The sequence below is a fragment of the uncultured Granulicatella sp. genome (genome assembly GCF_963516875.1).
GTDB lineage: Bacteria > Bacillota > Bacilli > Lactobacillales > Aerococcaceae > Granulicatella.
In genome coordinates, this window is sequence record NZ_CAUQCL010000014.1 from 1 (window position 1) to 12,328 (window position 12,328).

General features: G+C 32.6%; 11 protein-coding genes. All 11 read right to left on the bottom strand.

Features of this window, described 5'->3' with window-relative positions; genetic code table 11:
- A partial coding sequence (locus tag RWM24_RS06185; protein WP_314112553.1) for a YSIRK-type signal peptide-containing protein occupies positions 1 to 589 on the bottom strand: 589 nt, incomplete at its 3' end.
- Positions 590 to 1,016: 427 nt separating this feature from the next.
- The gene (locus RWM24_RS06190; RefSeq protein ID WP_314112555.1) at positions 1,017 to 1,775 is read right to left on the bottom strand and encodes a hypothetical protein; all 759 of its coding nucleotides are present in this window, start codon (positions 1,773 to 1,775) and stop codon (positions 1,017 to 1,019) included.
- A 1-nt stretch (position 1,776) separates the two neighbouring features.
- Positions 1,777 to 4,524 carry an AAA family ATPase gene (locus RWM24_RS06195; RefSeq protein ID WP_314112557.1) on the bottom strand — a complete coding sequence of 916 codons (2,748 nt, stop codon included), beginning with the start codon at positions 4,522 to 4,524 and terminating at the stop codon, positions 1,777 to 1,779.
- 251 nt (positions 4,525 to 4,775) lie between these two features.
- Positions 4,776 to 5,249, bottom strand: coding sequence for a hypothetical protein (locus tag RWM24_RS06200; protein ID WP_314112559.1), 474 nt, complete (start codon positions 5,247 to 5,249; stop codon positions 4,776 to 4,778).
- A gap of 108 nt (positions 5,250 to 5,357) precedes the next feature.
- On the bottom strand, positions 5,358 to 6,569 hold the full coding sequence (locus tag RWM24_RS06205; protein WP_314112561.1) for a CCA tRNA nucleotidyltransferase: 1,212 nt from the start codon (positions 6,567 to 6,569) through the stop codon (positions 5,358 to 5,360).
- A 19-nt stretch (positions 6,570 to 6,588) separates the two neighbouring features.
- Positions 6,589 to 7,116, bottom strand: a complete 528-nt coding sequence (locus RWM24_RS06210; protein ID WP_314112563.1) for a YpiB family protein — start codon at positions 7,114 to 7,116, stop codon at positions 6,589 to 6,591.
- 12 nt (positions 7,117 to 7,128) lie between these two features.
- On the bottom strand, positions 7,129 to 8,403 hold the full coding sequence (locus tag RWM24_RS06215) for a tetratricopeptide repeat protein (RefSeq protein ID WP_314112565.1): 1,275 nt from the start codon (positions 8,401 to 8,403) through the stop codon (positions 7,129 to 7,131).
- Positions 8,404 to 8,505: 102 nt separating this feature from the next.
- Positions 8,506 to 8,784, bottom strand: a complete 279-nt coding sequence (locus RWM24_RS06220; protein ID WP_006702317.1) for an HU family DNA-binding protein — start codon at positions 8,782 to 8,784, stop codon at positions 8,506 to 8,508.
- A 138-nt stretch (positions 8,785 to 8,922) separates the two neighbouring features.
- Positions 8,923 to 10,236 carry a ribosome biogenesis GTPase Der gene (gene der, locus RWM24_RS06225; RefSeq protein ID WP_314112567.1) on the bottom strand — a complete coding sequence of 438 codons (1,314 nt, stop codon included), beginning with the start codon at positions 10,234 to 10,236 and terminating at the stop codon, positions 8,923 to 8,925.
- A 71-nt stretch (positions 10,237 to 10,307) separates the two neighbouring features.
- Entirely contained in the window at positions 10,308 to 11,501 is a 1,194-nt protein-coding gene (gene rpsA, locus RWM24_RS06230; protein WP_314112568.1) for a 30S ribosomal protein S1, read from the bottom strand.
- 131 nt (positions 11,502 to 11,632) lie between these two features.
- Entirely contained in the window at positions 11,633 to 12,292 is a 660-nt protein-coding gene (gene cmk / locus RWM24_RS06235; protein WP_314112570.1) for a (d)CMP kinase, read from the bottom strand.
- Between the last annotated feature and the right edge of the window lie 36 nt (positions 12,293 to 12,328).

A 12,328-nucleotide genomic window follows, 5' to 3' on the forward strand; every position in this document is an offset into this window, starting at 1 on the left:
GTGTTTCTTCAGCTTTAATTGATTTTAAGATAGAAGTTAATGAACTAATTTCTTTTGCTTTAGCATCTACTTCTATTTGTGTCGCAGTCGACGAAATTTGTAAAGCTTTTGCTTCTTCTAATAATTTTTCAGCTTTTTCAATAAAAGATTTTTGTTTTTCATTTGAACGAATACGATTTACTTGTTCTTGTAAAGCTGTTATTTTTTCAGTTAATTGACTTGTTTCAACCGTAGATTTACTCTCAACAGATGGTTGTTCTGTTTTTTTAACTTCATCTGTTGAACTTAGTTTTTCTACCGCAAGTTTTGAATTCTTTTCTTTCGATAGTTTATTTTCAGCAAATGGAGTTGTTTCAATTGATTTTTCTTCAACCGTAACAACTTTTTCTTTATTTTCCTTTGTTGATAAACTTACAACTTCATTTGTTACTGGTTCATTCACTTCACTAGCTTCAACATGGAAGCCTAAAAAGAAACCTGCTCCGACTAGTACACTAGCAGCTCCCACTTTTAATTTTTTGATAGAATATTTTTCAAACTTTCTACCAGACTTTTTTTGATTCATAAATTGATTATTTTTACCTAACATTGTACACCTCAAAATAAAATTAGTGAAATTAATTTTACCCCCCCCCCGAATTTTTTGTCAAATATTTCGACTTGAAAATATAAAAAAATGTTCTTCATCTGTATTGCACTTCAACGAAAATACCGACTCCAAATTGGAGTCGGTACTCAATAGTTTTTATCATTCTTTTAGAAATACAAAACCAAATGCAAATGACTTTTATGATAGAAACTAACGTCCTTCACTACAGTTTAAAAAGTCAATTTCTTTTCGTGCTCTTGTAAATACACGCCAAAATAGAAATGACTTTTCGCTGTAGCGCAAGTGATAAAAACTGCAATTGCAGATTTTATCACTGGAAATTTTGAGACCTCAGGCTCAAAATTTAGCCATGAGATTTGCTTTTGCAAAGCTGCTGACGTCCACCGCTACCTCAAAAAGTCAATTTCTATCCTCTAACAGCCTCTTTACTAGCCCTTACATATTTACGTACTGTACTCTTATGGAAGAATAATGAGATAAATGCAATCGGAGTTGTAATCATATATTTAATAGATTCAATAATAATCGTAAAAATCACAAATGAAAACAAATTTGACCAAATATCTTTCTTCATTTTCATCTTATAGCCACCGAAAAGTCCACGTTTTACTTTACCAGTACTATAATCCATCATCGAAGAAGCAGCAAATCCAGCACGAATTCCTCCATAAGGGGTAAAGAACCATCCTAGAATCCCACCTTTGAAACGACGATAATCAGCATACCAACTATAAGTATAATTTGAAAGAAGAATATACCCAAACCAGAAGATTTTTCCAAAAAATCCCATTTCTTGAAAAGAAGCAAAGTAATATAACAGTGAAATCACTAAATATCCAGTTAAATAAAAACTAAAATCTTGTTTTGGTGTATCAAAATATCCACCATATCCTGAATAAGGAATGATTTGAGGATCTAATTCTGAATCGTTTGGATATTCAGAAGATGGTTTAGTTTGAAAAGTTGGATTCTTTTTCCATTCATCAGAAGAATTTGATTGACCTTTCTTAGGAGGCGCTACATAGTCATCTCTTTTTGGAGGAGCTACATAATCATCCTTTTTAGGCGGAGCTACGTAGTCATCTTTTTTCGGCGGTACTACATAGTCCTTATTATCATTATCAGAATCTTTTTTCTTTTTTGGTGGTGCTACATAATCTGTCATCTTATACCTCCCTCATTTTTTCTAAATCTTCACTTGTAATCGTATTAAAATCACTTGATTCATCTTTTGTCACACGTCGAGACATATGCGCCAATAATTTTTGGTTAAAGTTACGAATCCAACGTCCATTACTATGATCATCAGTTTCAGCATAAGCTTCCTTAACCACTGCTCTATAACTTTCAGTATCATATTGATATCCTTGACCTTGTAAGATAAATTCACCAATTTGTGCGATTTCATCTGGACTATAGTCTTCAAAATCAAATGTCGTAGGAACACGACTCTTCAATCCTGAGTTAGATTCTAAAAATTCTGCCATTTCTTTATGATATCCAGCAAAAATCACGACCATATCTTGACGATGATCTTCCATAAATTTCAAGATTTCATCAATGGCTTCTTGTCCAAAATTATCACTAGAACCATGTTTTAAAGAATAAGCTTCATCAATAAATAAAACTCCACCAAGTGCTGCATGTAAATGTTCTCTTGTTTTGATAGCTGTTTGTCCTTGATAACCACCAATTAAATCACCACGAGATACTTCAATTAATTTATTCGTAGCAATTAAGCCTTTTTGGTACAATAATTCCGCAACAATTCTAGCAACCGTTGTTTTACCTGTACCTGGATTTCCTAAGAATAATGAATGTAAAGTCGCAACAGAAGTTGCAAAACCTTCTTGTTCACGTTTACGATTCATTTCAGCTTGAGCAATAAAGTCTTCTACTTGTTCTTTCACTTTATGAAGACCAATTAATTGATGTAATTCTTCCCAAGCATCTTTCTTCGTACCATTATCTTGATACTTACCAAGATCTAGAACAGCATCAATATCTGCATTTGTAATGAGCGAAATATCTTCACTTTTCTCAGCAATAACACGAGCAATTAATTGTTTAATTATCTTTTCGTTAAAATTACGAATCCAACGTGCATTACTACGATCCAACGAACGATTATATTCCAACGTCACTTTACGTCTATAGTACTCCACATCTGCAATTTCATAGCTGTTTTTTTGTAGACCCTTAATTCCCATTTGAACAATTTGTTCTGGATTATAGTCTTCAAAATTTAATCGATTCGGAACACGTGAAGTTAATCCTGGATTAATTTGTAAAAATTGCTCCATTTCTTTCGTATATCCCGCAAAAATAATCATAATCTCATTTTTGTGATCTTCCATATATTTAAGAATCGTTGTGATAGCTTCTTTTCCGGTATCATTCGTACTCTTCTTATCTAAGGAATAAGCTTCATCGATAAATAGTACCCCACCACGTGCTTCTTCTAATTTCGCTAATGTTTGAGTTGTTGTTTGGTTCACATATCCAGATAATAAATCTGATTCAGAAACTTCCACAAATTTAAAAGTATCTCCAAACAATGCTCCACGTTCAAATAAAATTTTACCCATTAAACGTGCAACGGTTGTTTTACCCGTACCTGGATTTCCCATGAATAATGAGTGTAATACTAATTGTTGAGGTGGTTCTCCTCTAGAAACACGTTGTTTATTATAATCGACCATTCCAATTAATGTATCGATTTCTTTTTTAACTGCTTCTAAGCCAACTAAGTTTTGTAATTCTTCATAACTGTCTAATTCTTTAGCTGCATTCTCATTTCCCTCTGCTCCAGCAGCTGTTGTATGACGAACATCAGCAGACATTTTTGAAAATTCATCCGTATGAATGTTTAACTCACTTGAACTACCATTAGCATACATTAATTCACAAATATGAACTAATGAAGACGCAGTTGCTTCAATATTAACATCAAGAGCTTTTTCAAATAACACTTGATCTGCAAAAATCGTTGAGCCATTATATAATCTCAATGGTATACTCGATTCACTCTCACAAAGGAAAGATAAAACCGTTTGGGCATAACAGTAAGCAAATGGTCCTAAGAAAACTAAATCCAGAATTTTACAATCTTCTAAAAGACAAATACTTTTTCGAATATCCAAGGCCTGAGCTGTTACATTTGTTAGTGACACTTCACTCTTATCGTCAGCATATAACCCTTGTCCTCGTTTCATTTTACCAATAGTTCCTGTTTCCAATCTAAAGTAAGAATCTTCTATCCAAATCAGTGGATAAGATTTCAGTATATCTCCACCATAAAATTGGCAATTATTAGCTTCTAAACTTGAATCTTTTTTTATAGAAACGGCATTCCCTGAGTAGTTCTCACAAATGGTATTCGTAAATTTCAATTGTGAACCTTCACAAAAAGTTCTCCATTGGAAAAAGCAATCATTCTCCGTTAAAGAACAATTTTTTAGAAAAATGGTTTGATTACTTTTATCGCTAATAAAATGTGTTTTACAATTTTCAAATGTAACAAACGAATCATCTTTTGCAAATATTAAATAATATTCGTTATCTTCTTCTGTACATTCAAAGACACAATTTTTAAACGTGACTGAACAATTTTCGTTAATAGTCATTAATGTAGTATTGTTAACATTTGTAAACCAAATATTTTCAAAAACTACAGAAGCACCGCAATCTAGAGAAATGGTTCCTTGAAATTTATTCGTAAAGAAAAATTCTCCATTTTCTTCATCTAATAATCCTAAAAAAGTAAGATTTTTATCAATTTCATAGGCAGTATCTGTAGAAAAATTTAAAAAATAATTTTTTTGAATTTCTAATACATCCCCTGGGTTAGCAGCTCCAATGGCATCATTAAATTCCCAAGTATTTTCATCATACCCTACTTGATAAGTCGGCATTTACTCACCTTCTTTTTTTGTTTCAATCATCGTTATTTTACCTGTTTTTCTTCTTTATTGTCAATTTATTCTCAACTGTTTTCGAACGTTTCTTCAATAAAGGAATGAAATGAACATACAAACAAAAAAGAGACCCTATTGGCCTCACAAAAAAATGGAGAAGGACTTCTTATAGTAGTATGTTAAGCATGAGATTCGCTTCGCGAAGCTGCTGGCGTCCTATACTACTATACAAAGAAGTCCTTCGTAATTTAAATCTCTGGGTAAATATCTTCCACAGTTTTCGCTGGGTCAATTACAATGTATAAGTGACCATGTGTTCCAATAGCTGAACTTTGGTATTTATTGTCATTACCATCTTCATCCACTGGACTATAAGGGAAGTAAACACGATCAGTTGAAACAATCACGTCTGATTTTGGATGATCACTATCTAAATATAAAATATCCATTAATTCGATATCGCTATATTTTTTAACACGTTCGAACATTCCTAACTCTAATCCACCTAAGTTAATATCTTCAGACATTACGTGGTCTGCTTCAGGAAACACTTCAATACGTAATGATTCACATGGATGAATTTCTTGGAATTCACTTCCATTAATACGACCAAACGATGTTGTAACTTGTTTGATCCATAAATCTCCAATTAAGCGACGGTTAATCGTCCATGTTTCTCCGTTACGGAATACAAAACGTAATCCTGACATTACTTTTTTCATAAAAGTCTCTCCTTTTTAAGTATGCTTTCACTGTTCTGAATAGTGAAAACACTTTTTATTCTTTACATTCAAATTTTACCATTGAAATTAAATATTTTCAACGATTATTCATTTTCCACTTCCAAAGTGGGACAACACATACGCTGCCAATTCTGTTGCTTCGTTAGAAATACTTTGCTCTAAAATCATTTTCTCAATTGTTTGCAAAACTTGTCCAATAATAGGACCTTTCTTTTCTAACTGAAGAATACGAATAATATCATGTCCGTTTAATTGAATATCATTCATTGAACGAATCGGTAATGTTTCATAAGTTCCTTCTAAATCTCTCAAGGATTCACTCTCACCTTGAGCAATCAATAATTGCTCCACTTCACAGGCAACTTCATATGGGCAAGCATACGCTAAAAAGAAATTCCACTCTTCTTCTTTTCTTTCACGATACGTTCTATATCCAACTAATACATCTCGAATTTGTTCATTTGAAGACTTCCAAGATTTCAATAAGTGAGTTACTTCTTTATCACTCAAATTTAGTTCATCTACGAATAAAATCCAAGCTTGCAAGACACTCATCTCTTTTAAAGGAAATTCAGCTAATTTCAAAAGAATTTTGTCTTTTCCATCAAATAATGGACACGCTTGGTATAAGCCCGTTTCAACAAATAGTTGCATCGCTTCTTTTCGATGAGAACTTTGAATCATTTTTTCAAATTCAACTTTCATGCGTTCAACAGCTACTTTAGATAAATTCATCTTCAGTAGTGAAATAGCATTTTTTGTTTTTTCTTCAATTTGAAATCCCAATTGACCGACAAAACGTACCGCACGAAACATTCGTAACGCATCTTCATTGAAACGTTCTTTGGCATCTCCAACACAGCGAATACATTGACGTTCTATATCACCAATTCCATCGAAAAAATCTATCAATTGATCATCAATACCAATTGCTAAAGCATTAATCGTAAAATCACGTCGTTTTAAATCTTCTTCTAACGAGCGAACAAAAGTTACCTTATCTGGATGTCTAAAATCCTCGTAACCTTCTTCTGTTCTAAAAGTAGTGACTTCATAACCTTCTTTATGATGAATCACCATCACTGTTCCATGTTCAATTCCCACATCTACTGTATGAGGAAAGATTTCTTTAACTTCAAGCGGAGTAGCACTAGTAGCAATATCTACATCGGAAATAGGCTTATGAAGGAGCATATCTCTTACGGAACCACCTACAAAATAAGCTTCATATCCAGCATCTACCAATTGTTTCATCACAGGTAATGCTTTTAAAAATAATGGTTCTTTTTGAATCGACATTCACTCGCCTCTCTTTCTCTTACTTTTCTAATTCTTTTAATTGTTCGGTTAATTTTATAAATAACTCTTGATTACCAGTTTCTAACGCTTGATCAATTTGCGTTAAAATTTCCTTTTTTAAGACATCCGTTTGAATTTCTGTTAATGCTTGATGGACTTCTTCATCTGAAGAACTTTCCTCTTCATAAAAAGGATTCTTTTCTAGTATACCAAATTTAACCATAGTTAAGTAAGCATCTTCAAATTCCATTTCAATATAACATTCTTCTTTCCAATTCAAACGAATATCATGGAATGCTTGTTCTGGATTATTAAAACGTGTTCCTGCTTTATAAAAATAAAACGATTCATCGGGCGCTTGATCTGTTGAAAACCACATTCCTTTTGGTGTACAATCCACTCTTTCCACAAAATGAATTTGTTTTAATAATAGTTCATGATTTAATAAATAATTTAAAATCCATAGCGCTTCTCTTCTTTTTAAAGCATGATTCGATACAAACCATGAAATAAAATTTTTCTTATCTTCTAAACTTGGTTGAAACATCTTCTTCACTCCTTATGCTTCAAAATATTGTTGTAATTCTTGTAAATCCTCATTTAATGGTTCTAAATTTTGTCCATGTTCTAACCATTCTTTTGCTTCAGTAATTCTACCTTCTTCACGAAGGAATCTTACATAATCAACAATAAACTCTACTGAATCTTCTAATTCAACACTAGCTTTTTGATAGAATTCCAATGCTTCTTCAAATTGTTCTAGACCTTCTTTTGCTCTTGCCATTAAATAGAAAATTTGCCCATTTTCTAAACCTTCTTCTATCTCTTGCGCTAAAATATCTTGTACTTCTTCAAACTCTTCTTGATATAATAATATTTCTGTATAAGCTTGCATAATGTCAAATGATTCAGGAGATAATTCATAAGCTTGTTTTAAGGCTTCTTGTCCTTTTTCCATTTGCCCAATTGATAAATAACTCACACCTAAACTAAAGAATGGTTCTTTTTCATATGGATAAGTTTCTGTAATTTTAGATAAGCTCATAATCGCTTTTAAATAATCATGTTTAAACATTTGAATATGACTTAATCCTAGTAAGGCTTCATAGTTTTCTTCATCACGAGATAAAATTTCTTGATATATTTTTTTTGCATGGTCATAATTTCCTTCTTTGATATCATGTTTTGCAATACTCATTAATAATTCATTAGAAGATGATTCTAATCCGTCATCGGATACAAATTCTTGTAAAGGTGCATCATTTCCAATCTCCAAAGAAGCTTCCACTAATAATTCTCTTGCACGATTCTCTTCTCCTGTTTCTTCAGTTGAATTTTTTAGAAACCTTTCTAAATACTGTGCACTTCTTTCCATCGAACCAGATTCAAATAATAAAGTCCCAAGATAAAAATCTAAGATAGCTTCTTCAGGAGCTAATTCTTTTGCGACTAATAACTTTCTTTCAGCAACATCATAATAGCCTTGCGCTTTATATAACTCAGATAAAATTACTAAAACACTTGGATAATTCGGGTTATCTTCAGGAATATCATATAAAACAGATAAGGCTTGATCATATTCCCCTTGATTGACTAAAATTTCTGCAAGTAAAATAGTCCAAGATGATTCTTCAGGTTCAAATTGAGTTAATAATAAATACGCCTGTCTTGCTTCATCAAAAAATCCACTACTAGCACTAAATACAGCTAACTCGATTAATTCTTCGATTTTGTCTTCGGTCACATCATTCATAAATTGATGAAAAAGTGAATATACTTTTTCTAATTCTTGTTCTTCTAATGCATTTTGAATTTGTTCAACAATTGATTTCATATTTTCTCCATTTCTAACATAATAAAAAAGATGCTATATTGATTTAACTCTAATATAGCACCTTTATGAAATAGTTTCTATGAAAATGTCATAATAAACTGATTAGTTTTTTACAGCATCTTTCAAAGCTTTACCTGCTTTGAATGCAGGAACTTTGCTTGCTTCGATTTGGATTTCTTCACCTGATTGAGGGTTACGTCCTTTACGAGCTGCACGTTCACGTACTTCAAAGTTACCAAATCCGATAACTTGTACTTTTTCACCTGCTTGTAATGCTTCTTGAATTGTTTCGAATAATGCATCAACAGCTGCTGAAACATCTTTCTTTGTTAATTGCGTTTTTTTAGCTACGCGATCTACTAATTCTGCTTTATTTGCCATGTTAGTTTCACCTCCATCACATAAGAAATAATTCAGTAGTTATTGAGTGGTCCAATAATACTGGAAACCTTACTGTTGATTTCTAGACAAGTATACCATTTGATTGACGGACTTTCAACGAATAATACTAGGATTTTATCATTTTCTTTGACGAACAATCATATGAATAGGTGTTCCTTCAAATCCAAAGGCAGCACGAATTCGATTTTCCAAGAAACGTTCGTATGAAAAGTGCATTAATTCTACATCATTTACGAAAACAACAAAAGTTGGTGGTTGAATTGCAACTTGCGTCATATAATAAATCTTCAATCGATTTCCTTTATCTGTTGGAGTTGGATTCATTGCAATAGCATCCATTAATACATCATTTAAAATCGATGATGAAATACGTTTAGAACGAACTTCATGAATTTCTTTTAATAATGGTGCAATTCTGACCAATCTTTGTTTTGTTTTAGCTGAAACGAATAAAATTGGTGCATACGATAAGTATAGGAATTCTTTTCGAATATTATCTTCAAACTCTTTAAAAGTTGAATTATCTTTTTCTAAAGTATCCCATTTATTCACTAAAATAATGACACCTTTACCTGCTTCATGAGCATATCCTGCAATTTTCTTATCTTGTTCTTGAATTCCTTCTTCGGCATTCAAGACAACACAAACAATATCACTACGTTCAATCGCTCTTAATGCACGTAAAACACTGTATTTCTCAGTAGATTCGAAAACACGTCCTTTTTTACGAATACCAGCTGTATCAATCATTTTAAAGATTGTACCTTCCTCGTCCGTAAAGCTTGTATCAATGGCATCACGAGTTGTTCCTGCAACATTTGATACAATTACTCGTTCTTCCCCTAACATTGCATTTACTAAACTAGATTTCCCTACATTTGGGCGACCAATAAAGCTAAAACGAATGACATCTGTATCATCTTCTTCACTATCATGTTCTGGAAAAGCCTTCACTGCAGCATCTAATAAATCTCCAAGCCCTAAACCATGACTTCCTGAAATTGGAAATGGTTCTCCAAATCCTAATGCATAAAAATCAAAAATATCGGCTCTTAATTCTGGATTATCCACTTTATTAACTGCTAATAATACTGGCTTATTCGTACGATATAGCATTTTTGCAATATGTTCATCCGTTGATGTGACACCTTCTTTAACACTTGTTAAGAAAATAATGACATCTGCTTCTTCCATTGCAATTTCAGCTTGCATACGAATATTCGACATAAATGGCTCATCAGTTATATCGATACCACCTGTATCAATAATATGAAATGGATGTCCTAACCATTCACCTTCAGAATAAATTCTATCTCTCGTTACTCCAGCAATATCTTCTACAATCGAAATTCTTTCACCAACAACTCGGTTGAAAATGGTAGATTTTCCAACATTAGGACGACCTACAATCGCAATAACTGGTGTTGACATCAAAATTCCTCCTTTCTCAAAAAATGAGGCTGGGAGTTTTTCCCAACCTCACCCAAATTTAATAGTTTCAATTAGTCTTCAACAACTAATTCAGATAATTGATCACCTAAACGATCTGCTAATGAAAATGTTACATCCTCTTCAGGTAATACATATTCTTCTTCCACAACTTCTTCAACTTCAGGTTTTTCAACAACTGGAGCTTCTTCTAAAGCTTTAATACTTAATGAAATACGTTTTTCTGCTTCATTTACTTCTAAAACTTTAACAGATACTTCTTGTCCTACTTGAAGTACTTCTTGAGGAGTTGCAATATGTTTATGAGCAATTTGAGAAATGTGAACTAATCCTTCTACTCCAGGGAATAATTCAACAAATGCACCAAATGCTGCAAAACGTTTAACAGTTCCAACTAATGTAGAATCAACTGCTGCACGTTCAGTAATATTGTCCCATGGTCCTGCAACTGTTTCTTTGATTGATAGAGAAACACGACCTTTTTCAACATCTAATCCAATAACTTTTGCTTCAACAATTTGTCCTACTGCTAAGAAATCGCTTGGTTTTGATACATGTTCATGAGAAATTTCAGAAACATGAACTAATCCATCAATGCCTCCTAAATCAATGAACGCACCAAAGTTTGTTAAGCGAGCAACTTTACCTGTAACAATTGCACCTTCATAAACAGATTCTAACGCAGAAGCACGTTTTGCTGCTTTTTCATTCGCTACGATTTCTTTACGAGATAAAATTAAACGATTATCACTTGGCAAAATCTCAACAATATCAAATAATAATGTTTGTCCTTTAAATTGTTTTAAATCTGAAACGAAGTGGTCAGAAATCATTGAAGCTGGAACAAATGCACGAACGCCTGCATCAACTACTAAACCGCCTTTCACTACATCTTTAACAGTTCCTTCAACTTGTTCATGATTATCTGCTTTAGCTTGAAGTTCTTCCCAAACTTTACGAGCATCTACACGACGTTTTGAAAGTAAGAAACTACCGTTTTCTTTATCTTTAATCGGTTTAATGACTACTAAGTCTAATACATCTCCCACTTTTACAACATCTTCAACTTTTTCAAATGGAGTTGCTGATAATTCATTAAAAGGAATCACTCCTTCAACTCCTCCACCAATAATACCAACAATGGCCTGTTTATCTTGTAAAACTAGTACTTCTCCTTGAACTAAGTCTCCAACTTGGATATCTTTTACAATATCAAGTGCATCTTGCATTGTTTGTAATTCTGACATTTGACTTCCTCCTATTACGCAACCATTCATTCGAACGAAAAAATAATACTAATAATTTATTTTTTCTCCTTTATACATCATATCACTATTTCTTTCACAATACTAGTAATATCCTATGAGTGAACCACTTGTTATTGTTTTTTTCGAATTAATTCAGTGACTGTTGATACAACATCTTCAATTGTCATTGTTGTTGTATCAATTTCTATAGCATCTTCTGCTTTTTTTAGTGGAGATTCTTTACGAGTTGAATCAATATAATCACGACGACGGATATCTTCTACTAATTCTTCATAAGACATCTCAATGCCTTTTTCTTGATTTTCAATAAAACGACGTTTTGCTCTTTCTTCTACACTCGCCACAAGGAAAATTTTAATCTCTGCTTGTGGAAGTACAACTGTACCAATATCTCTTCCATCCATAATAATCGAATGATTTTCCGCAATTTCTCGTTGTAAATCAACTAATCTAGTACGAACTTCTTTTAATGCAGAAACCGCTGAAACATTTTTAGTCACTTCTAAGCTTCTAATTTCATCTGTAACATCTTCTTTATTCATAAATACACTTTGTTTACCGTCCTGCATTGAAAAACCAATTTCAATTGTTTGAACTAAATTTTCAATAGCTTCATGATCATCTAATGAAATATGATTTCTTAGTACTGCCAATGTTACGACTCTGTACATTGCTCCAGTATCTAGATAAACAAAATGATTTTCTTTCGCAATTAATTTTGAAATAGTGCTTTTTCCAGATGAAGCAGGTCCATCAATTGCAACTTGCATATAGCATATCTCCTTTAAATTTTTATATTTTTGCCT